We start from the raw sequence: 23020 nt of genomic DNA, 5'->3' as shown, positions 1-23020 counted from the left end.
AGCGCTTATGGGTCTTGTATAAATATAATTTAGCTCTAAAGAGCAGCGGTCTGACGCTCTAAAGAATCCAGTATTGCATTGATTTTTACAGCCATCGAGTACTCAATCATAAAGTATTCTTTAGATTGCCCATTTATAATTTCACAGTGAGCTATCGCCGAATCGATATTTGAAATGACTTCACAAGCCCTCATCAGATAAATTGTATTATTGTCGCATAATGGTATGGTGTCGCAATCGGTTTTCAATTTATCACGAAGCATTTTTAAGTCGGCGATAGCCAAATTAATACATGATTTCTCAATGCCGCCTTCTTTGATAATCAAATTAACTATGCTGGCGAGGGCTGTTACAGCAGAAGCAGAATTATCATCGATGTTTTTCTTAATCTCATCGCTGGTTCTTAAGACGGTGTTGGCATTGAAAGGTAAACGATTATGTTCTGAAATGTAATGATAAAGTAAAGTAATGGCTTTAGTAGGCGTAATATTCAATGCTTTCATTTTTGCATCAGTAGATTCTTTCAGTCTGCCATCAATTTTTATATTCAACACGGCCATGATAATGTCTCACAATAATTCTACTAAGTATTTTTTTGGCTTTCATGCCCGTAATAAAACAAGGCCAGTAGTTGCTGGCCTTGGATAACATTAGAACTGATACACAGCGCCAAGACCAACAACGTTATCGGTATTAATACCTAGAGCACGTATGGCATCATTGTCTTTTTTAAGTAGGTTAATCTTATAATCTACATAGACCGACATATTTTTATTAAAATAATATGTAGTGGCTAAATCAATGTATTTAACCTGATAAAAGTCACCATAGCCATCTTTCTGCGCTTTGGATTGCAGATATCCAATGGATGGGCGTAGGCCAAAATCAAATTGATATTGTGCTAACAACTCAATGTTTTTGGTCTTATCCGTAACTCCCGTAATGTTCCCTCCCAGCGCGGTCATGTTACGAGTTTCAGCATATGTTGCAGCCAGGTAGATGTTGTTTGCGTCATATTTCAAACCCGTAGCCCATACCTCAGCATGTTTTGCATTATTTAAAGTATTTGCTCGTTGATCCAGGGTTCGGTTGGAGCCGGAATAAGCCGCTGATGCAGAAACTCCCATACCAAAGTTGTAGGATACCGATCCCCCCCAACCATCGCCATTCTGTGCTAGTACGTTTGCACGGCCATTAGTATTCTCACTTGTGCTACCATTTTTGCCCTGGTACTGAATAGCAAAATTAAGGCCATCAACGAGGCCAAAAAAATCGGTGTTACGATAAGTAGCAAGATTACTCGCACGACCGGTCATAAAGTTATCAGCGGCTGTGTAAGTATCACCACCGAAGACAGGGATCATATCAGTCCATGCCTCAACATCATAAACAACGCCGTAGTTTCGCCCATAATCAAAAGAACCAAAATCGCCTAACTTCAAACCTGCAAATGCCAGACGTGTCCAACTGGTGTTATCAGATTTTTCAGCTTTGTTCCCCTGGATATTGTACTCCCAACGACCATAACCGGTTAATTGCTCGTTGATCTGAGTCTCCCCTTTAAATCCCAAACGGACATATGTTGCATCACCGTCGACACCTTTATTTTTGGACATGACATGGCGCGCATCAACTTTGCCATAAAGGTCCAGTTTATTTCCATTTTTATTATAAATCTCAGCAGCATTTGCAGCCTGTGCAGCAGTCAAAGCCACTAATACAGCCAGTATTGTTCTTTTCATCATGCGATCTCTTTATATTAAGTATATTAAGCCACTGTGGTATACCTTACACAACATCGCTGACATAGCTGATGTGTGAAAGAGACTTATTTATATCCTTTGAAAAAGCAAAATCAATGGATTCTTTTATGCTAGATAAAAGAGGGCTTAACTATTTTTTATAGAATCAAAAAATAATCAATTGTACGGAATTATAAATCATAACAATGGCCATCTTCTGGCATATTACGCTAGTTAAAGATAAATGTAAGGGCAATAATACCGCCCATGGATATCGTAACATCCTGAAAGTTGTGTTGCGATTTGATGGAGTGCAACTTGTTTTTTATTTATTATAATGACATTACATTGCCACAAAAGTTCATAAATGCGAGTGACTTTTCCATGTCATTGTTATCATCGAAAGGTAAAGTTAACGACAGCATTAAAAGTTTGCTATCTGATGTGTCCTGGTTTTCTTGAAATTGTCACACAGTACTAAGGAACTTCCGAACAAAAAATCTATTAATCAGATAAGTAAAATGATTCTCTATAGGTGTGATTTTTTATTGTTTAATGGTCTGTTATTAAATTTTTTTGAAATATACTAGAAAAATACATAAGTGAACACCTGAATAGCATAAAATATTGATCAACAAACACCCTTGAGTTCTGTAAGCGTTCAGCCATCCGATCAGGGAAAACCCGGGCGACAATTAGCAGCGTTTGGTGAGGGTTATTTATATACAGCAACAATTTTTGTTTTGATGTGAAATTTAATCGCTGCATGGAAATGTTATTATTGCAATACAATGATTTTTTAAAATCATCGGTGCTTTAATAAAGTTATTTTATTTTTTTGTATCGGGCGATTTTATGCCGGACAGGCTACCCAACAAAGAATGGTTACTATTATTGCCTCGAATCTACACAAACGTAACACAGACCCACAATGTCAAATTACATTTGATTCCTAAAAAGGTAGCTGAAACAGCTACCTTTTGCCTGAGTTAACTAGCTTTCATTTCGCCGTCTGGACTCATGATCCAGTAAATAGGTGAGCAAGACCGGCAGGAGGGTTAAAGTAAAGAATGTTGCTGCGATGAGGCCTCCGATAATCGCAAAAGCCATTGGCCCCCAGAAAACCTGCCTTGCAATGGGGATCATGCCGAAAATCGCCGCACATGCAGTCAGCATAATGGGCCGGGCTCTGTGCTTCGCTGCGTTCACAATGGCATCATGGTTTGCAAGTCCCGCTTTAAGGTTTTCATCAACCTCACTGATCAGGATAATTGCATTACGGATTATCATCCCACTGAGTGCTATCACGCCAAGCAATGCAACAAAGCCCAATGGCGTACCTGTTGGCAGTAAAGCGCCTACCACGCCAATGAAACCAAACGGAGCCATCAATGTGGCGAGGATAACTCGCGAATAGCTCTGTAACTGAATCATCATCACGCCAAGCATAACGATAACGGTCACCGGCAATACCGACATCAGAGAATCGTTGCCTTTATCGGACTCCTCAGATGCACCGCTCACCGAAACGTTATACCCGGTCGGTAGTTCTGAACGGAATTTGGTGATCACCTGCTCAAGTTCAGCACCGACGCTATCAACATTTTGCCCCTTGACCACATCCCCCTGGATAGTTACAGATGCTTCCCGGTTACGGCGTTGTATTTCCGGGCTCTTTAAATCCCATGAAAATGATGCCACCTGCGATAACGGGATTTTCGTACCCGATTCAGTGGTGATTAGTGTCCCTTCTAAACCGGAAAGATTATTCCTGTCATCTTCGTTACCTTGTAAAATGACTTCAGTACGGTGATTTTTTTCTCTCAACTCTGTGACAGGAAGACCGGAATAAAACATGTTCAGCATGTTAGCAATACGCTCCGAGGTCAGTCCCGCCATCCCTGCTGCAGCCTGGTTTATCTGAATATTGACCGTACGCTGCGGATCACCAGCCGTCATATTCAGCCCTGTCACTCGCGAGTCCTTTGCCAGCAGGCCGGAAAGTTGCCGGGCATAAATTCGCGTCTGATTAAAATCCGGGCCGGTGACCCTGTATTTAAGCGGCCAGCCTATCGGGGGACCTAGTTCCAGCGGTGAGACACGGGTAACGATATCGCTGAACTGCTCATTCATAATTCTGGTCAGCCTGGCCTGCAGCTTCTCCCTGGCCTCAAGGTCTTTTGCCACGACGACAAGCTGGGAAATATTCTCAGCATCAGAAAGAATATCCATTGGCAGATAGAAACGAACCGCGCCAGTACCAATATAAGAGGAATATCCACTGACCCCTTCGTCTTTATCCAGAATATTTTCAAGACGTCGGGTCTCCTGTTCCGTAACATATTGCGTTGTATTTTGCGGCAATGTCAGACTCACAAGCAGCTCGGGGCGATCCGATGCCGGGAAAAACTCACTTTTGAGCCATTGGCTGCTAAACACTGAAACGCCGAAAAGCAGTACGGATGAAATGACAACAGCGGGACGATGGCGGAACGAAAACGCGAGCAGGCTGTGATACATGCCTGCCAGTCGTCCGGTTTTGGTTTCATCGTGTTGTTGCAGCTTTGCCCCTTTCAGCAGCCATACACCACTGATTGGTGAAAAAAGCACAGCAACAACCCACGAGCTGAGCAGAGAAATAAAGATAACGGCAAATAATGAATAGCAGTATTCACCCGCCATTGATTTGGCGAACCCCACAGGGATGAATCCGGCAATCATAACCAGTGTCCCGGTTAACATCGGAAACGCGGTTTTCACAAAGGCACTTGATGCCGCCTTTCGCAGAGGCTCGCCTTTCTCAAGGTGCGATACCATTGACTCGATAGTGATCATCGCGTCATCCACGAGCAATCCCAGCGCAATAATTAACGCGCCCAGCGAGATTCGTTGCAGCCCAATACCTGCCAAATCCATCCCGGTAAAGGTCAAAGCCAGAACAATTGGAATGGCCACGGCAACGACCAGACCTGCGCGCAGCCCTAAAGAAACAAATGAGACCGCTATCACGATGATAATGGCCTCCATCAGCACATGCAGAAACCCATCCACGGCTTCGTCAACAATAGCTGGCTGGTTGGCGACTTTCGTTATGGTAATGCCATGCGGAAGTCTGGCCTTAATCTGCTCAAGCTTTTGATCAAGAGCCTCGCCAAACTGCAGCATGTTTCCACCTGATAGCATAGCTATACCGATGCCAAGCGCCGGATGTCCATTAACATGGAAAACCGGCTGAGGTGTTTCTGAGGCTTTTCTGGTCACGGTGACAATATCAGCCAGGGAGAGTATACGCTCCCCGGAGCGCAGGCTGATACGCTTGAGAGCATCTTCAGTAAGTTTTGCACCGCTGACAAGAAGACTCATCCGGTCATCACGTGTTCGCAGCTCGCCTGAAGGCGTAACGGCATTACTGCTTTTCAGTACAGCCATAATTTCATCAGGAGAAATGCCCAGTGTGGCCAGCTGGCGTGCTGAGAAGCTAAGAATAACCTGTTGCTGCTGTACGCCAAGCTGCACAGTGCGTCCAATATCTTTCACAGAACGGAGATCGCGCTGAACCTGGTCAGCAATGTTTCGCAACTCATCACTGGAAAAACCGTCCCCGGTAATGCCGTAAATGGTACCGTAGGTGGCATCATATTCATCATTCACCACCGGCTCATTAACCCCTGCAGGAAGCGTGGCGGCGAGATCCCGAATTTTTTTGCGTAGCTCCTGCCATGACGGTTTCACTTCCGACGGAGGTGTGGCATCCAGCAAATTGACAGTGACTTTTGTATGACCATTTCGGGTCTGACTGTCAACACTGTCAAACCACCGAAGCTCCTGAACTGTCTTCTCAATTGGATCGGCAACGAGGTTCACCATGTCCGTCGGCGTTGCACCGGGCCAGTCGGCACTGATAACAGCTGTTTTTATCGTAAACGCAGGATCCTCATCCCGCGACAATGCGGTAAACGAGAGGCAGCCCGCCGCCATGATGATCAGCAGGAAAAAACTGACCATCTGCTGATGGGCCAGTGCCCAGGATGAAAGGTTATGTTTATCCAGATTCATTTCATTGCCTCAGCGCTGACATCCACCTTTTCGCCGTCCTGTAGCGTATTAACACCGGCAGTAACCACTTTTTCGCCTGCTTTGAGGCCAGAGGATACATAGGCCTTATCGTCAGAGAAACGAACAATATTTATCGGACGGATGACGAGTTTTCCGAGTTTCGGATCAACGATAAATACAGCGGGCTGGTTACCTGCCCGGGTCAGTGCAGAGGCAGGTAGAGGAATAACGGTATCGTCATACGCACTCAGTTCGACTGATACAGCAGATCCAAACACAGGTTCGTTTTCCGCTGCTGAGAGCGTTGCACGGACCAGACTCGTACGTGTGCTGCTATCAAGCTGGGGTGTGATATACCTTATTTGCCCTTTGATCCGGGAGACCCCGTCATTGACGGATACCGGGTCTCCGGCATGTAATTTTGAAGCCAGCCCGGACGAAACACTGAACTGTACCTCAGCCTTCGAAGAGGAAACTTTAAGGATATCCTGGCCCGCAGCGATGGTTTGTCCGGAATAAGGGAGATACGCCGTGACCACACCATCAAAAGGCGCTCTCAGCGTACTGAAATCCGATTCGTTGAGCGCTGCATCTTTTTGAGCCTGAGCCCGGGCTTTACGTGCGTTCAATGCGGCAACAGAGGACACCGCCTCCTCAAGCTGTGCTCTGGATGCCGTTCCTATAGCGAACAGTTTTTTTGTTCTCTCAAGTTCCTGACGTCCTTTTTGTTCCGCTGCTACGGCTTCCTGATATTCAGCCACCGCCGCCGCTTTCTCGCCCTGGCTCATGGAGCCACTCAGCAGAGCAACGGGCTGGTTTTTTGTCACTTTCGCGCCGACATCTACCAGTTTTCTGGCCAGTTTTCCGTCAATACGAAACTGGAGAGTAACCTCTTCTGAGGGCTCGATGGTGCCAGTCCAGGTTAATGGAGGGACATGTTGCGCTTCCTGAACGACCCAGGTTTTAACCGGCCGCAAAGAAGCAGGTGCAACCTGGCTATCATCACAGCCCGTTAGCAGCAGTAACATGCTAAATGCACATACGGCCAGACCTGAAACCGGTGTGAGCGGCTTCTGAATGATGTGTTTTTTGTGATATTGCATCGTGTAGATCCCGGTTTATTCCATATCGTTATCTAACCGCACAAAGAACAAGGAACGCTTCAGGAATTATCAAGATACAGTCAATGGATATAAAAAAGTCATCCTTTCCTGGCATATTGCATCAACCTTGAATTGCCCTTGACCGTTTATTGATAAAGGTCTGGATAATCTGTCTGAGGGACGGATATGGCCGTCGGCTATGGTAATTAACATGACTTCGGGGAAGAGTAATGATACCGGAAACTACAAGATTTTCATCCTTAACCATCACATTGTTTTCGGCATTACTGCTTTCAGGCTGTGGCCTGATGCCGGATTATCACAGGCCGGAAACAGCGATCCCGTTGAAGTGGAATCAACAGGAAGTTTCTCTTCAGGGAACAAACGTTGCCCGTTCTTCTGCGCCTTATTTCAATGACGAAAAACTGCAACAACTGATCAAACTGACCATCGCAGGCAATAAAGATTTGCAGGTATCTGCTCTGAATCTTAAAAAGGTCGGGGAACAATATGGTGCAGACCGTTTGTCCACGCTTCCTAATATTGGTATGACTGTCGAGAAAACAGCTGCACATGAACCCGCAGGAATTTATGACACAGTCGATACAGGAGCTGTTACGTATCATCAGTTCGATGCAAAACTGGTTTCAGCGTCATGGGAAATTGATTTCTGGGGGCGTCTGCGCAGCCTGAAAGAAGCATCTCTGAATGAATATCTTGCCGCCGGTGCAACATCCCGGGCGTTGCGAATCAATTTAATAGAACAAACAGTGAGCGCATATTTCAATTATCTGTCCAGCCGTGAGGCTGCAGAAATATCCACTCAGCTTCTGAAGAATAAACTGACAGAAAAAGAAATGGTGCATCAGGCATACCTGGAAGGTGCTCTGACACAGAGTGATGTTATTGATGCCGATAAAGGCGCTGACCGCGCCCGATCAGAACTGATGGCATTTAAATTGCAGGCACAGCAGAATTACAATGCACTACAGCTTTTAGTCGGTCAGCCGCTGCCCGCTTCGTTATTCAACAGCGTCACGCTCAGTCAGGACTGGCGCTTCACTCTTCTTCAAAGCGGACTTCCTTCGGATGTACTGCTAAGACGCCCGGATGTTGTTGCAGCAGAATATGCTCTGAAAGCAGCTAATGCCCGAATCGGCGCCGCGCGTGCCGCATTCTTCCCGTCGGTTTCAATAACCGCGGCGGGTGGCTCAACCTCAGCAGAGCTGAGCAACCTCCTGTCCGCCGGAACGGCAAGCTGGAGTTTTGTCCCCTCGCTTAACCTGCCGATTTTCGATGGCGGGAAAAATGCCGCAAATCTTAGCATCGCTGAACTGAATAAACAGGTCGAAATTGTCAATTACCAGAAGGCGATACAGCAGGCTTTCAGGGATGTATCCGATGCACTTGCAGGACAGGCGGCAATGAAAGCCCGGTATGGCGATAGTGAGGCGATTTACACGGCTGCAATGACACAATACCAGATGTCGGTAATGACGCAGACGGCAGGCCAGTTGAGTACAGAAGGTCTGGTACAAAAGAACAATGAACTTCTTGAAGCACGTAAACAGTTACTGGAATCACGTCTGAAATACCTTATCCAGGGCGTAAAACTGTATTCTGTTCTGGGCGGCGATAGCGCTATCTGATTATTTTGGGGGACACAGGATTATGAGTCTTAAACATACCATTATGGGGTGGGTTCCCTGTAATTATGATGTTTACGCTGCAGCGTATTATAAATTTGGCGGTAGCGTGAATATGCACCCCGACATGGTCATGTTTTTTATGAACCAGGGCCGAATGAAGTTTCAATTCTGGCATTATTGTCAAAATGGGATAACTACGGCAGCTTATTTCACCGTTGATAATAAGAATATTGGTTTAAATGTCTGGCGCGAATACCCGGTCTCTTTCGACGAAATTATGCTTCCTGTTGCGGCAGAGCAAAAAATCTGGCTACCGGAAAAGACAAACCGGCTGTCATCTGATAATCGGGCAAACATAATTAACTCTGCTTTTATCTACAGAACGAAAAGGCAGGTGTGTCGCGTTAAAGACTCCTTTTCGGTTAAAACAACCAAAAAGAGAAATAGCGAACTCAGAAAGTTTTTATATCAGGGAGGCGAAAGTTATCGACTTGCTGACATATCAGCAGGAGAGATTGCGCAACTTTATGTGCATCTGTTTAAACTGCGTTTTGCTGACAGAGTCAGATGCTATGACCGACAGAAAATTTTTGAACTGCTGTCCTCTGTTCGCCATATGATTTTTGGCAATGTTATGTTTTTTGCAGGCGTACCTTGTGCCATCGATCTGGTTCTTGCAGCATCGAGTGAAAATATGATCTATTTTGATGTGCCGAATGGGGGGGTGGACCCACAGTTTTCGCAGTACAGCCCTGGAAGCCTGCTCATGTGGTCAAATATATCTGATGCCCGCAGATTATGCGCCATACAGAATAAAAAGATGGCTTTTTCAATAGGGATGTACGAAAAAAACTGGGAATACAAACTGAGATGGTCAGAGGCCACTAAAACAGGAAAAGTGCTGTGCTATTAGCTATCCGGCATCGCCCAAAATAAACGTATCGATGGAGTCTATTTTTTATTCCGGTTTGAGTGATTTGTGTCCAGGAGGATAGCCACAAAAAGTTGAATGACAAAAATTATAATCGCGATAATGATAATCCAGACACAGCTATCATCAAATTTATCGCATGCTGACAAGAAGCTCTCAATAAAACCTGACAACATGGTAAACCTCCGTTTACCATGCATTTAATCAGACGATAATCAAGGAACTGTACACGTATTGTTAAGAATGCTTCAATGGCTGAAATATTTAATGCCTGGGAAGGATTATGCAGAAAGATAATCCTTTTTCTTTGTTTTTTTCAGCGCTTAGCCTTCCACCATGAGCTTCACAGATTGCCCGCGCAATTGATAAACCGAGTCCTGACCCCCCGCTATGACGCGAGCGGGATACATCTTCACGCACAAAAGGAGTGAAGATACTGTCAAGGAAGTTATCAGCAACTGCCGGGCCGCTATCTCTGAACACTACAACAACAGCTTCAGAGGAAGAACGATAGCTTATATCAAGGACCCCGCCGTCAGCTGCATAGCGTAGCGCATTATCCATCAGTATCAGGAACACCTGGCCTATACGGTACGGATCAGCCATGCAAGTGATTGTTTGTTTCTGATGGTGGATAATGTCCACCCCAACTTTTTTTGCGGAAGGCGTTATCCACGCGATTTTTTCCCGTATAATATCACTGAGGTTTACTGGCATAACATCCAGGTTAAGCTGACCGGCATCGGCCAGTTTAAGAAGATGCAGATCTTCGACGAGCCTGTTCAGCTCGTTAAGCTGACGCATCACCATCTTCAACTGGTCTTCGTCTGGCTCAAATATTCCGTCAATCATACCCTGCAGGCGGCCTGTAGCAGCGGTTAGTGGGGAACGAAGCTCATGCGCCAGCGTTACATGGGCCTTTTTTAAATCCTTTTCATAACGTTCAAGCTTCACGGACATGCCATTGAAGTTTTCACTGAGCCGTTGCAATTCAAGCGGCAGGGTATACGGAACGGGCACTTTAAAGCCGAATCCCCCTTCAGCAACTGACCGGGCTGCGCGGTCGAGCCTGCCGATATGCCGCGAAACAGGGCGCGCGGCTTTAAGGGTAATCAGGACGATCACCGGTATGAAGAACAGTATCAGGGCTCCTAATATTAGCCAGTCCGTTAGACCCATTGAGGGGTCGGAATAAGAAAGGCCATACCAGGTATCAATAATCTCGTGATAACGATTTATATTCAGGCGCGGATTTTTTATCAGTACGGCAAGTTCAGCCCGTACATCTTCCGGCATGTGGTATTCATGCCATTTGTTCTGCACATAAAAGCGTAACCACATCAAAAAAGCGATCAGAATGATACAGCCAACAGCAAGGGATATCAGACGGCCGCAAATCCAGGACCATAAGGTTCCTGGCTCCTTTTTTTGTCTGTTTTGATCCATCTTCATATGTTTGCAAACCTGTAGCCAATGCCCCTGATGTTAATAAGGATATTTGTCTGACCTGCGGACTCAAGCTTTTTGCGTAAATTATAAATATGCGTGTCCACAACACGTTCGAGTGCATAACTGTCAGGCAGGCAAGCTTCCAGCAATGCCTGCCGGGTAAACGCCTTATTGGGCGATTTAAGGAAAGTCACAAGAAGTGAGAATTCCGTTGGAGTCAGATCCAATAATGTAAATGCACCCTGTTCATCTTCAACCGTTGCCTGCATCGACTCCATATCCGCTTTAAGGCCTCTGAACTGAATAATATTGGTGACTCGCTCACTCGAATATCTTCTGAGAACGGCGCGTACACGGGCAACGACCTCGCCCGGGTTGTAGGGTTTTACGACATAGTCATCAGCACCAAAACGCAGCGCACTGATTTTGTCGCTACCGTCGCTCACGGCGGTGATCATGATCACTGGTACATCACTCCGGCGGCGTACAGCCAGCAGAACGTCCGTTCCGCTCATTGCAGGTAGCATGACGTCCAGCAAAACGAGGTCCGGTTTCCAGCTAAAGACCAGTTCCAGACCACGTTGACCATTACTGGCTACCGCAGTCACAAACTGATCGTGTTTAAGGTAAGCCTCAAGCACATTCGCAGCATCGAGGTCGTCTTCAATAATTAAGACACGTTTCATATTCGCACCTTGACTGAATCTTGATTAAATCTTGCGGGTTTTTTGATTATCTGCATGCATACTACGTTTCCTTTTGTATAAGCATAATTCATTCCGGGAGTTTTATGAAGGAAATAAAAATTGCCATCGCGACATTAGTTATCTTGTCATTTTCATCGCAAGCAGCATCTGAAAATGCCACGCCATCCGTAACGATTGGACTGGGTGCACAGTATGCTCCGGAATATACGGGGGCTGATAAATATAACACGAACGTTTGCCCTATATTGAATGGAGTAACGACACCTGGTTTCTGAACTCCGAAAAAGGGGCGGGTTATACCCGGCAGTTTGATAATGGTATTTATATTGGTCAGGCTTTAGGATATTCTGTCGGGAGAACTGATAAAGGTAGTTCCTGGATTCAGGAGGGGTCGAAGAAACTGAAAGGCATGGGGAAAATCAAGCCTGCATTAACGAGCACGACTACTGCTGGATGGTGGATAACCCCCTGGGTCGGTTTTGAAGGGAATGTTATTGCACCACTGACTGACAGTCAGGGTATGCAATATAACGTTAAAGTTAATCTCGTCCTCTTTAATAATGATACAGATACGCTGACGGTTAGTTCGGAAGGTAAATACGGTGATGCGCGATTTAATAACACCTGGTTTGGTGTTAATGAAAGGCAAAATACGAATTCAGGCTACAGAAAATACAATGCCGGAAGCGGAATGAGCAGTATTGATTATACTATTAACTGGCAGCATGCTTTCACTGACTCCTGGTCAGGATATGCTGATTTTCGTTACACCACTCTACCTAACCGTGTAAACAGAAGCCCGATTGTTAAAAAGGATGATTACATCACTTTTACTATTGGCGCATTATATAATTTTTAAACGCTGGCATCAGTTATCTGACGGCATTGTGCCGCCAGATAATAATTTAAAGCACCCAAAACCGACCAAGTTTTGCGTCCCATTCTGGAGGATTAAACTTTAGCTGACCGCTTTCTGGCGTCAGTGTGATTTCACTAAAAAATATCGCGTCGTCAGATGCCATAAAGTCCAGACGGCAATAGTCAAAATCAATAGCTATCTTACTGGCTAAGCTAAGCATTTTACTGAAGGATTCTGACCTGTCGATTGGGTTCGGTGTGTTGGCATACCCCAGAGTAAATGGCTGCAACTCCCATTCTGTATTATAGATGTTTACATACTCACTGCCATTGCCCGATGTGAAGTCGACCTCAATAAAGTGTGGCCTGCCATGGAAACAATGTATTCTGAACATTTCTGGTGTGGTATCCCGCGATTTACCACGAAACAACTCTACTTTTTCTTCAATTAAGATACGCGGCTTTATGTTTTTGTACTGCCATTCACGGTTTGTGTAATACGGGTTTCTTTTGAGATGCTGTTTAAAATGACGCATGACATTTTCCAGATCAAGGTCATATTTATTATTGCATATGATTGCGCTTCCACTGTCATGATTGCACTTCATAACGAAACTCAGTGGAAGTCTGCTAAAATCAATTTCTTCTGGCTTTTCGAAAACGCCCAACAAAGGAACAAGATACTCAGGACCAATGGCAAGTTCAACATAATCTCGTACGGAAATTTTATCTGCAACTAGCGTAAAGAAATCACTTCGCTGATTAACCATTCTGTAATTAATTTTTTCGTTCAGCGTTTTCGGTGATATCAGGGAGACTTCTTTACCAAAAATTTTTTTAAATTTTTTCCTGCGATACTCTTCATCGCTAATAAAGAGTGTTCTGAAAACCTTAAACTGATACTCAAGCATTTTTAATTTACTTAAAAACATGATAAATCCCCAGGGCAAATGAAAGAGACAATTTAGCCTGCGTCTGTCAATTCTTAGTCAAGGCACTGTTGAGAAATCGTTAAGATCGGGGGTATTTTCGTAAACATACGTAAATAATAAAAAGTGGCAATGAAAAAATTACGCGGCAGTTTATTATACGTCAGCCACACTGTTTAATAAACGGGATTCCATAAGAATAAGAGTTGAGCATGGACATAATCATTAAAGAAATTCATAAGAAAGACCATCACAGAGCCAGGCAGTTTGCCATTTCTGGCATGCATCTCAGTTGGTACACATCAAGTAGACTGCATCTTTTTTTGTATATACAACACTACTGGAATTATGAGTTATTACATGCGACTCATCTTGTGGGGGCTTATTCAGATAACAAGCTGTCCGGTGTACTTATAGCAAAAATGGACGATCGGCCAGCAGTCTGTAGTTCCATTTTTCGGAGGATTTTCGTTGCGATATTAGAGTGGGTTATAAGCAAATTATACGGCCATTCCGGTGAGGAACTGGACAGCCTCAATATGGAAATGTTACAGGAAAATCCATATTGCTCTCAGTTCGATGGTGAAATTACTTTTTTTACCGTCGACCCTGAAACGAAGGGGGCGGGGATTGGATCCCTGCTGCTCAAAGAGCTTGAGAACAGGGAGAAAGGAAAGAAAATATATCTTTTCACTGATACAGGCTCCACGTTCCAGTTTTATCAGAAAAGAGGTTTTCAGGAGGCTGGCAAAAAGAGAGTGCACCTGAAAATAGGCTCACGTACCCTGGACGTAACGTCTTATCTATTTTGGAAAAGGCTATGATGCTTTTTGAAAATTGACTGAACAGTGCATCAGCTAATCCTTGATTTTTGCTGCGGCGATTTATTCCAACAATTCTTCTGATGAAGAAAGAAACTGAGCGTTATCGTTACGCTGGGTTGCTTTCCTGTCAATATGGATGGCCAGTGGCTAAATGGGAAATGAGGAGTATACCTGTTGCGACATCTAAGTATAATGCCCCGGTTACGGCGCGGTGGTCTGTTTCAAGAAATCTCTCACCCTGGATCCGGGCGGTGGTGGATGGTCTGTATGTAATAGCCCCCGTTTAAACCGAACACTTCACCGGTAAGACATAGGTATAGAGTTATGTTTAGGGAGTGTCCTGTGCAAAGAATCGAAGTGTGGACTGACCCTACCCCGGTAGACGATCCAGCCTTATAGTTTGAGCATAGGGGGAACATATGGGCACACCACGATTTACACCTGAATTTAAGGAAGAAGCCGTCCGTCAGATAACGGAACGCGGTTATTCCGTTGCCGAAGTATCCGACCGTCTGGGCGTTTCTGCGCACAGTCTCTACAAGCGGCTACGGGCTATCAAGCCTGATAACAGCGAACAGCATGCCCGGGATTTACTGGAAGCCAAAAGCGAGATCCTGAAACTACGGGCGCAGCTATAACGTACCGAAGAAGAACGGGATATCCTGAAAAAGGCCGCGCAGCACTTTGCAAGGGAGCCCGACTGAAGTACCGCTTTATCAATGAACACCGCACTGTGTGGGGTGTTATGACGATGTGTCGGGTACTGAATGTCGCCCGGGCCGGGTTCTATGCGTGGCTGCATAACCCGGTCTCGGCGTGTGATAAAGATAACCAGCGTCTGCTGATGCTTATCCGCGATTCCTATTCACTGAGCGGAGGCGTATACGGTTACCGGCGGGTTCATGGCGATCTGAACGAAACCGGGGAAACCTGCGGCAAAAACCGGGTGGGCCGTATTATGCAACTGAACCGGATTAAAGCCGTGCGTGGCTATAAAGCGCCACGGCGTATCGCCGGCCGACCTTCAGTGGTTGGCCCCTAATCGCGTGCAGCGGCAGTTTACCGTTGTCCGGGCCAATCAGGTCTGGGTCACCGACATCACTTATAGTGTGCCCGGAGTTCAGGGTGAGCATGGATGCTCAAATGAACCACGAGTCTGTCTGGAATATTGAACCGGTAACTCACGATGAGAAACCCAACAATCCCACCAGGTGTGACGGTGGAGAACCTGAGCGGCAGTGACCTGCGGCATGCCCGCAGGGTGATGTAACCCGCTGACAACGGGGATTGAGGCGAGATCACTAAGCCGAGATGATCCTCAAGGTTACGTACTGAAAGGCTGAAGAACATGAACCCGTTAATCCGCCTCTGTGGGTTGAAAACGTCACCACGGCCTACGTGATCTGACAGGCCGTGCAGGAGGAGCTGGCAGTGATACGTAAGCACTGCCGGTCGAAGGTGTTTTGACATGTATGCGAAACTCCGGGGCAGCAGCGTCTATCACACTCGCGTTGCTGACTTCTGCCAACTTGCGGCAAGCAAGGATAAAGAGTGCGACGGGCAGCCTCCTCAGTATGTCTGAGTCCAGACAGGAAAACCGGGGAAGGTCAGCGACGGATGTTAAGGGGGCATGGCTCCGATGACGCGCTGGCTGGCGGAGCTTCCGTAGTAGTCCGCGATGGGGAAAGCCCATTACATGGCGAAGGGAAGCAGTTTGAATGTGTTTGCGACGTGAATTAACTGACCTAACGAGGTGAAAACCTTTGATAATCAGCGAAATGCAACGCAAGCTTGCCACATGGGCAGCCACCGATCCGTCCCTACGGATTCAACGGCTGCTGCGTCTGATAACACAACCAGAATGGCTGGCTGAAGCGGCGCGGATCACGCTTTCATCAAAGGGGGCGCATACCCCCGGTATTGATGGCGTGAACAAAACAATGCTACAGGCCAGACTGGCTGTTGAGCTGCAAATCCTCAGGGATGAATTACTCTCAGGCCACTACCAGCCCTTGCCCGCCAGACGGGTTTACATCCCTAAAAGCAACGGCAAACTGCGACCACTGGGTATCCCCGCGTTGCGGGATCGTATTGTTCAGCGGGCCATGCTGATGGCAATAGAGCCGATATGGGAGAGTGATTTTCATACGCTCTCATATGGCTTCCGGCCTGAGCGCAGTGTCCACCACGCGATCCGCACGGTGAAATTACAGCTCACAGACTGCGGTGAAACCCGGGGACGCTGGGTGATTGAAGGCGACCTGTCCAGTTACTTCGACACCGTACATCATCGACTGCTGATGAAGGCTGTACGCCGCAGGATCAGTGACGCACGTTTCATGACTCTGCTGTGGAAAACCATCAAGGCGGGACATATCGATGTCGGTCTCTTTCGGGCGGCCAGTGAAGGTGTGCCACAGGGCGGTGTTATATCGCCGCTATTATCGAACATCATGCTGAATGAGTTCGATCAATACCTGCATGAGCGCTACCTGAGCGGGAAAGCCAGAAAAGATCGGTGGTACTGGAATAACAGTATCCAACGGGGCCGAAGTACGGCGGTCAGAGAAAACTGGCAGTGGAAACCCGCGGTGGCGTACTGCCGCTATGCCGATGATTTTGTCCTCATCGTCAAAGGCACCAAAGCACAGGCGGAAGCCATCAGGGAGGAGTGTCGGGGTGTGCTCGAAGGCAGTCTGAAACTCCGGCTGAACATGGATAAGACTAAAATCACCCATGTTAATGACGGCTTTATCTTTCTGGGGCACAGGATCATTCGCAAACGCAGTCGTTATGGCGAGATGCGAGTGGTCTCAACGATCCCGCAGGAGAAAGCCAGAAACTTCGCCGCATCGCTGACAGCACTGTTATCAGGCAACTACAGTGAAAGCAAAGTCGATATGGCTGAACAACTCAACCGAAAACTGAAAGGCTGGGCCATGTTCTATCAGTTTGTTGATTTTAAGGCCAAAGTCTTCAGTTATATCGACCGTGTCGTGTTCTGGAAGCTGGCTCACTGGCTGGCCCGCAAATACCGTACAGGTATCGCTTCCCTGATGAGGTGGTGGTGTAAATCACCGAAACCGGGTCAGAGCAAAACGTGGGTTTTATTTGGTAAAACCAATCACGGCAAGCTCAGCGGCGAAATACTGTACCGGTTGGTGGGACAAGGCAAGAAGCTGTTCCGCTGGCGGCTACCCGAAGGTAATCCCTATCTGAGGACGGAAACCAGAAACACGTATACATCGCGCTTTACAGAAGTGGCAATGGCGTTCGCCAGCATTTAAATGGAGAGCCGGATGCGCTGAGAGGTGCACGTCCGGTTCGGAGAGGAGAGGCAGGGAAATAGTCCGACTACGCCCTGTCTCTTACTCTACTCCGGACCTGGCTGGGATGGTTGTATCTGGCGGTGGTTATCGACCTCTTTGCCCGTAACGTGGTGGGCTGGTCGATGAAGTCGACCCTCTCACGCGAACTGGCACTGGATGCGCTGATGATGGCGGTCTGGCGACGTAAACCGGACGGAGAGGTTATCGTGCACTCAGACCAGGGCAGCCAGTACGGCAGCGACGACTGGCAGCGTTTCTGCCTGGCTAATAACCTGGCGCCCAGTATGAGCCGGCGTGGCAACTGCTGGAATACTCGTTCTTCAGTTCGCTGAAAAACGAAAGGATCAGAAAACGCATCTATAAAACCCGGGATCTGGCCCGGGCCTATATCTTCGATTACATTGAAGTCTTCTATAACCGGTCCCGCCGCCACAGTCATCTCGGCGGAGTCAGTCCGGAGGCCTTTGAACAGGCCTCGTCGTGAGGACAGAATTTGTCTACCGATGTGGGGCCAGTCCAACTATAGGGCAGAATCGTCTATCCGGGTGGGGTCAGTCCATAAATGACTCTGAGGTGTCCGTTAAATCAGTCGCGATTCACTCTCGACCAAGTGTTGATGTGATATTGACTTACTCTTGATATATTCCCTGTATCATTACTACAACCATAAGCTAACTCATATTGGCTAAGTTAATAATGCTTTATGAGAATATTATTTCTACAGATTTAAGGTAAAGGCATGAAACAAGTTTTTCGCATGGGATTGTTAATGAGTGTCCTTTCTTCTGGTGCGTGCAGTCACTCTACTCCAGATATTGTGGCTGGGTTGAGTGGTTTGCAAGTTCCTGTTATTCAACGTACGCCTGAGATGACTAATTCTAATCAATATAATAACAAGCTTGTTTTCTCTGAGAACGCTAAAGAAATAAGTAGTCTGAAAATTTACCTGAAAAAAAATTACCTTGAAAAAGCAAATGTCAGAGATATATTTGATGATCATAGCTTGTCGCATGAGGTTTATATAGCTCTTACTAATCTCGAGCAATCTGACGCGATAAATGAGAAATATCTCAGTGATGGAAATACCCAGGGATTAATCCAACTTCATCAAACACTACATCCCTTTGTTTCAAAAATTTAAATCGCCTCGAAAATGTGAAACGGATACCGGAGAAATACGCCGGGTAGCCATCTTCGTGGCTGTGATGGGTGCATCCAACTATACGTATGTCGAGGCGTGTGAAGGCCAGGACATGATGTCCTTGCTAAACGCCAACAGCCGCTGCCTAACCTTCCTCGGCGGCGTGCCGAAGCTGCTTATCCCCGATAATCTCAAAAGCGCGGTGAAAAAAACCGATCGCTACGAGCCGGTCATCAACGACAGCTATCAGGCGCTGGCGGAACACTAGCAGAACGGACATATGCGCTCCCCGCAGTATTGTCGATAACACTGCAGATAAATCCAGCGTACCGGTGCCTGTCATGTCTTACGGTTATGTTTCTTTGGCATGAGTTTTCAACCCCGTGACTCAGTAATGCGTTGCTGTAGCCAGGCTTCCACTTCGCTTTCAAGCCAGCGGGAGCTTCTGCCCAGCTTAATGGGTTTAGGGAATTCACCCAATGAAATCAGTTTGTAGAACCATTTGTCCGTTAAGCCGGTGAGCTGGGTGATAAACGCCATATCGACAAACTTATCGGTAAGAAGGCTGGCTGGTGTGGTCATCGTTTGTTCTCCGTTGATGGTAAGGGAGAAGAAGTCAGATATTCGAATGGTGCAGACTTCTTCAAACGATGACGGTCCGACGTATTTTTTTATCGTCGGGTTCAGCTGTACTTACGCCGCCTGCCACTGACTGCCGGGGCATGGCTTCCGCCACACGATGAGCACCATTCTGCATAAGCAGGGTTTTAACTCAGCGTGGATTGAAACGCAGCTTGCGCATGTAGATAAAAACTCGATACGTGGTACTTACAATCATGCTCAATATCTGGATGGAAGGCGGGAAATGATGCAGTGGTACGCTGATTACATTGATGATCTAGCATTAGGAAACATTATTATCAAAGGGACGTTTGGCAAAAGCGCATAGTTATATTGGTGGGCTGGTTTCCTTGACGCAAACAGGGAGAAGAGCATTAGTCCTTTTGATTACGCCAAAATCAATAACCCACTCAAGTAGAAACAGCACTGTTCAGTACAGCAAGTGTGAAATGATGTCGTGGTATGCGGATTACATTGACCTGCTTATCAATTCATCAGCAGGTAATATTTAGTGGTAGACCCCTGGTCCCTGAAGGACCGAGGACATTGTTCTTTTATTTTTTGTTTGCCCGATGGCATATAGTGCTTTGATTAAGTCAGGGCAATGGTCGAAGGATGCGGTGGAGCACCAGATGAGCCATATGGAACGTAACTCGGTACGCGCAGCATATATCCATAAAGCGGAACATCTGGATGAACGCAAATTGATGCTGCAATAGTGGGCGGACTTTCTGGATTCGAACCGGGAGAAAAGTATCAGCCCGTTTGATTTTGCGAAAATTAATAACCCCATGCTGACCTGATGAGACATGCTGCAAAATGATGGCCCATAACTCCGTAGAGTAAACATGAGTTATTACATAAAGAAGGCATCCATACTTTAATGTTCGGATGCTTTTTTCTAACAAACTGAAATTAAGGAGAATTATATAATGACTACGATATGTCCGGAATGTGGTTCTGATCGTGTAAGTGAACGACACATAGGCAGGAAAACGGGAGGCATTGTTGGCGTTCTGTTGGGAAGGTTTGTCGCTGGTGCAACGGCTGGTGCTGAATTTGCAGCACGGTGGCGAAATGGAAAATGTGAAGATAAACAAACCGACATTACTAACTGACGGTTGTATCTAATACTGGGGGCCGGTCAGCCGCGCCAGACATTAAACTTGGTCACATACCTCAAGCTGCATCCAAACTCCTATCAATTAAGTAATCCTCTGCACCAAGTTTTATAAGCTGTGCTCTCGCTGCACGGCTAAATGGCGCATCAGCCCGTGTTTTGGCCTTAAGCTGTTCTATCTGTCGCTCTATAGTTTTCATTGGTGCTTCATCACCCAATGGATCTAAGTCCTCAACACTTTGTTGAATAGTTTCAAGAAGTTCTTTTGCTTCTCTCATGACCTGAAATCGCGCTTCACGCATTTTCTCAAAATTAAGGCCATAAATAACAGCAGACTGGTGTATCCTTAATGCTGCTTGTCCAATACAGTGTCTACTCGAAGTAAATCTACCGTTGTCGTCATAGTCTATATAGGTGAGGTCAGCTTGAACTACAGGGTCCAGAAGAGTGACTCTTTCATCATTAATACAACGATTATCCCAGCTTGCTTTAGGGCTACCATTTAGCAGAGGGAACCAGCTACCTTTACCTACGGTGTTACCTAATTCATCCGTGTTCAAACGGTTACAATTTTGAGCGGAAAGTCGGAAGTTCCTCCAATCAAATGCTAACCATGCATAACCCTCGACATCGACTAAATTTTCAGCCCTTTTTGCTTCTGCTTTAGGTCTGAAATGATCTACATCGAAATTTGCACCCGCATCTTTAGCTTCAGAATACCAGCACTTACCATAAGACATTTTGGCAAGATACTTTGAAAAGCCTCTCCATATATGAGACTTTTTCTTGATGAAATCTTTCCTCTGCTCGGCGGGTAATTGTTCCAGAGCATTTTGTGCCCGCTGAGCAACATTAAGTACCTTTTCAGGAATAAGCGCAGCGTCTCGTTTGATGAAAATCATTCGCTAGCCTTCTTAGCTTGAAGTACCTCAATTACCTTCTTCATGGCAACTCGTCTCTGAGCTGCTTTATCTGGAGTTAAGGGTGGCCTTTCACTGTATTTTAGATCTTGCCATGCTAAAAGGAACTCACTGTATAATGGATCTCTGTTTTCAAATGAAAACCCAAGTCTGTTTAACTCATCATTAAGGAGGTCTAGTTGGTTGCTCTGAGCTTCTGTTCGGCTTTCGATGTGGGCTAGTTCGTTCCTATCATCCAGTAACTTTTGGGTCTCAAGATCCAATGTTGTATTTAGACCAAAAACTTCAGTAAGTGTGGCCATAAAACCAGCACCACGTGGATCTATGTAAGGTTCTTGTGAGTGAACATTATACTCATCATCACGCCACATGACTTGGACTTGCTGTTTTTTTAGCTCAGCAATAGCCAAAGGATGGTGTGTAACCATCAGTAAATGGCTAGTTTCATGGTTGGGTACGAATTCACGCAGGAATTTCAGATAGTTAATGGCCCATGACGGATTAAGGTGGGTGTCAGGTTCGTCGAGTAAAAACAAGGAGTCTTTGCCGCCGGTAAATTTGAGTAGACCCAACACGGTTAGTAGTTGTTGTTCTCCTTCGCTGAGTTCTCGGAAAGTAAGAGGTACTTTACTACTGGATACTTTCACCCGAATACTTACTTCAGAGATAATTTCTGATAGCAGTGTACTTTCGAGCATTTTAAAAAGCTCATCATCACTTAATCCTTTTGCAAATGTGTGTAGTACTTCGACATTAGGTAAAAATAAATGGAAAAATTCGTTTCGAACATGACTACCAGTTAAAGATGTGTCTTCTTGTCGTATCACTTTTATAGGTGCTAGCGTATATTTTATTAGCTCATCTAGGAAACGACGGACTACGCCACGTGCCCCCCAGAATAGCTCGCCTTTTTGTTTTGCCCAGCCGGGTTGTCGCATCACAAAGTGAATACTATCTAAATCTTCTATACCTAAATGTTCCTTAATAAAGGTGCGCTGAGGGCTATTTTCGTCAGATAAGAAAAACGCCAAGAGTACAAACTGGCTGTGGTAGGGCTTTGCATAAAAAAGCGGACGAATGTCGCCCTTAAGATTTAGCTTTTTATCCGGCTTATCATTTAATAAATGACGATAAAAATCTGTCCGATGTTTCTTGAAGTAGCTTTCTAATCGATCACTAGGACCTGAATAGTAGGCAAACACATAGTTGGGCAGGTAAGGCGCTTTACCTTCTTTATTGCGCTTAACTTTTGAAAATGGAATAACTATACCTGAAGTCTTTTCATCAAATATGTCTTCAGGTAAGTCGTCATTCAAAAGATTTCGCATACGTACTTCGTATTGCTTTGCCAGCGTTCCACGATCTGGATCGGCATCAATGGTGATTTCCAGCCATCGATTACTGGGTCGATTGGGTTTGTGAGGTTCACCCAATCGATAAGTCAGTTCGTATGAAAACGCTGGCGCCTCACCTAAGTCAAGATTGCGGAATATAGATACTAAGGCTTCCAGAACGTTGGATTTACCGGAACCATTACGACCTACCACAACGGTCATCAGATGATTTTCGTCAAAGTCCACTTTCACGTTTTCAAGATTTTTAAAGCGTGAGCGGATATAAAGTTTGTCGACTTTCATAGGC

Annotated in this window: 17 protein-coding genes and 5 pseudogenes; 12 read left to right on the top strand and 10 right to left on the bottom strand. The window is 45.9% G+C overall.

Translation table 11 applies throughout. The features are described 5' to 3' along the window. Positions 1-35 precede the first annotated feature (35 nt). The 4 genes from ACJBF3_RS10835 to ACJBF3_RS10820 form a co-directional block, all read right to left on the bottom strand. The gene (locus tag ACJBF3_RS10835) at positions 36-560 is read right to left on the bottom strand and encodes a type II toxin-antitoxin system RelB/DinJ family antitoxin (protein ID WP_406545032.1); all 525 of its coding nucleotides are present in this window, start codon (positions 558-560) and stop codon (positions 36-38) included. Positions 561-650: 90 nt separating this feature from the next. Then, positions 651-1742: a porin OmpC gene (ompC, locus tag ACJBF3_RS10830; protein WP_406545063.1), complete on the bottom strand. Its 1092-nt coding sequence runs from the start codon at positions 1740-1742 to the stop codon at positions 651-653. Between the two features lie 993 nt (positions 1743-2735). Further along, positions 2736-5798: an efflux RND transporter permease subunit gene (locus tag ACJBF3_RS10825; protein ID WP_406545030.1), complete on the bottom strand. Its 3063-nt coding sequence runs from the start codon at positions 5796-5798 to the stop codon at positions 2736-2738. Then, on the bottom strand, positions 5795-6901 hold the full coding sequence (locus ACJBF3_RS10820) for an efflux RND transporter periplasmic adaptor subunit (RefSeq protein ID WP_406545028.1): 1107 nt from the start codon (positions 6899-6901) through the stop codon (positions 5795-5797). Before ACJBF3_RS10820 ends, ACJBF3_RS10825 begins: the two co-directional genes overlap by 4 nt. 230 nt (positions 6902-7131) lie before the next feature. Between ACJBF3_RS10820 and ACJBF3_RS10815 the strand changes: the two genes are divergently transcribed. Together ACJBF3_RS10815 and ACJBF3_RS10810 are read left to right on the top strand one after the other, a co-directional pair. Beyond that, positions 7132-8550: an efflux transporter outer membrane subunit gene (locus ACJBF3_RS10815; protein ID WP_406545027.1), complete on the top strand. Its 1419-nt coding sequence runs from the start codon at positions 7132-7134 to the stop codon at positions 8548-8550. Between the two features lie 22 nt (positions 8551-8572). Next, on the top strand, positions 8573-9463 hold the full coding sequence (locus tag ACJBF3_RS10810) for a Mig-14 family protein (protein WP_406545026.1): 891 nt from the start codon (positions 8573-8575) through the stop codon (positions 9461-9463). A 282-nt stretch (positions 9464-9745) separates the two neighbouring features. On the opposite strand, the gene ACJBF3_RS10805 is transcribed toward ACJBF3_RS10810, so the two are convergent. Both ACJBF3_RS10805 and ACJBF3_RS10800 read right to left on the bottom strand, forming a co-directional pair. Beyond that, entirely contained in the window at positions 9746-10933 is a 1188-nt protein-coding gene (locus ACJBF3_RS10805) for a cell wall metabolism sensor histidine kinase WalK (RefSeq protein WP_213734441.1), read from the bottom strand. Further along, positions 10930-11616, bottom strand: coding sequence for a response regulator (locus ACJBF3_RS10800; RefSeq protein WP_406545024.1), 687 nt, complete (start codon positions 11614-11616; stop codon positions 10930-10932). Before ACJBF3_RS10800 ends, ACJBF3_RS10805 begins: the two co-directional genes overlap by 4 nt. 104 nt (positions 11617-11720) lie before the next feature. Here ACJBF3_RS10800 and ACJBF3_RS10795 point away from each other — a divergent pair, with 104 nt between their 5' ends. Then, entirely contained in the window at positions 11721-11912 is a 192-nt protein-coding gene (locus ACJBF3_RS10795) for a hypothetical protein (protein WP_406545022.1), read from the top strand. Continuing rightward, positions 11873-12496 carry a MipA/OmpV family protein gene (locus ACJBF3_RS10790; protein WP_247751633.1) on the top strand — a complete coding sequence of 208 codons (624 nt, stop codon included), beginning with the start codon at positions 11873-11875 and terminating at the stop codon, positions 12494-12496. Before ACJBF3_RS10795 ends, ACJBF3_RS10790 begins: the two co-directional genes overlap by 40 nt. A gap of 46 nt (positions 12497-12542) precedes the next feature. Here the strand turns inward: ACJBF3_RS10790 and ACJBF3_RS10785 are convergent, their stop codons facing one another. Next, positions 12543-13427 carry an ATP-grasp fold amidoligase family protein gene (locus ACJBF3_RS10785; RefSeq protein ID WP_213734519.1) on the bottom strand — a complete coding sequence of 295 codons (885 nt, stop codon included), beginning with the start codon at positions 13425-13427 and terminating at the stop codon, positions 12543-12545. Positions 13428-13636: 209 nt separating this feature from the next. Between ACJBF3_RS10785 and ACJBF3_RS10780 the strand changes: the two genes are divergently transcribed. From ACJBF3_RS10780 to ACJBF3_RS10755, 6 genes and pseudogenes are all read left to right on the top strand, one after another. Next, entirely contained in the window at positions 13637-14248 is a 612-nt protein-coding gene (locus ACJBF3_RS10780; RefSeq protein WP_213734517.1) for a GNAT family N-acetyltransferase, read from the top strand. A gap of 419 nt (positions 14249-14667) precedes the next feature. After that, positions 14668-15354 (top strand): annotated as a pseudogene (locus ACJBF3_RS10775) (IS3 family transposase); the annotation flags it as partial. A 672-nt stretch (positions 15355-16026) separates the two neighbouring features. Continuing rightward, positions 16027-17535: a group II intron reverse transcriptase/maturase gene (gene ltrA, locus ACJBF3_RS10770; RefSeq protein WP_213734520.1), complete on the top strand. Its 1509-nt coding sequence runs from the start codon at positions 16027-16029 to the stop codon at positions 17533-17535. An 83-nt stretch (positions 17536-17618) separates the two neighbouring features. Then, positions 17619-18061, top strand: a pseudogene (locus ACJBF3_RS10765) (IS3 family transposase); the annotation flags it as partial. A gap of 255 nt (positions 18062-18316) precedes the next feature. Continuing rightward, positions 18317-18718: a hypothetical protein gene (locus ACJBF3_RS10760; protein ID WP_213734515.1), complete on the top strand. Its 402-nt coding sequence runs from the start codon at positions 18317-18319 to the stop codon at positions 18716-18718. Positions 18719-18740: 22 nt separating this feature from the next. Continuing rightward, positions 18741-18983 (top strand): annotated as a pseudogene (locus ACJBF3_RS10755) (IS21 family transposase); the annotation flags it as partial. Positions 18984-19093: 110 nt separating this feature from the next. Here the strand turns inward: ACJBF3_RS10755 and ACJBF3_RS10750 are convergent. Continuing rightward, positions 19094-19300, bottom strand: coding sequence for an AlpA family transcriptional regulator (locus ACJBF3_RS10750; protein WP_213734556.1), 207 nt, complete (start codon positions 19298-19300; stop codon positions 19094-19096). A gap of 136 nt (positions 19301-19436) precedes the next feature. Between ACJBF3_RS10750 and ACJBF3_RS10745 the strand changes: the two are divergent. Beyond that, positions 19437-19667: pseudogene (locus tag ACJBF3_RS10745) on the top strand (tyrosine-type recombinase/integrase); the annotation flags it as partial. Positions 19668-19911: 244 nt separating this feature from the next. Continuing rightward, positions 19912-20142, top strand: a pseudogene (locus ACJBF3_RS10740) (integrase); the annotation flags it as partial. A 376-nt stretch (positions 20143-20518) separates the two neighbouring features. Here ACJBF3_RS10740 and ACJBF3_RS10735 read toward each other — a convergent pair. Together ACJBF3_RS10735 and ACJBF3_RS10730 are read right to left on the bottom strand one after the other, a co-directional pair. Further along, on the bottom strand, positions 20519-21361 hold the full coding sequence (locus ACJBF3_RS10735) for a hypothetical protein (protein ID WP_213734501.1): 843 nt from the start codon (positions 21359-21361) through the stop codon (positions 20519-20521). Continuing rightward, positions 21358-23016: an AAA family ATPase gene (locus ACJBF3_RS10730; RefSeq protein WP_213734503.1), complete on the bottom strand. Its 1659-nt coding sequence runs from the start codon at positions 23014-23016 to the stop codon at positions 21358-21360. Before ACJBF3_RS10730 ends, ACJBF3_RS10735 begins: the two co-directional genes overlap by 4 nt. Between the last annotated feature and the right edge of the window lie 4 nt (positions 23017-23020).

This window comes from Enterobacter sp. PP-008-ECC_S150 (assembly GCF_045257065.1).
In the GTDB taxonomy this organism is placed as follows: Bacteria; Pseudomonadota; Gammaproteobacteria; order Enterobacterales; family Enterobacteriaceae; genus Enterobacter; species Enterobacter chengduensis.
The sequence above is the reverse complement of the archived record's forward strand: the minus strand, read 5'-3'. Positions and strand labels throughout refer to the sequence as shown.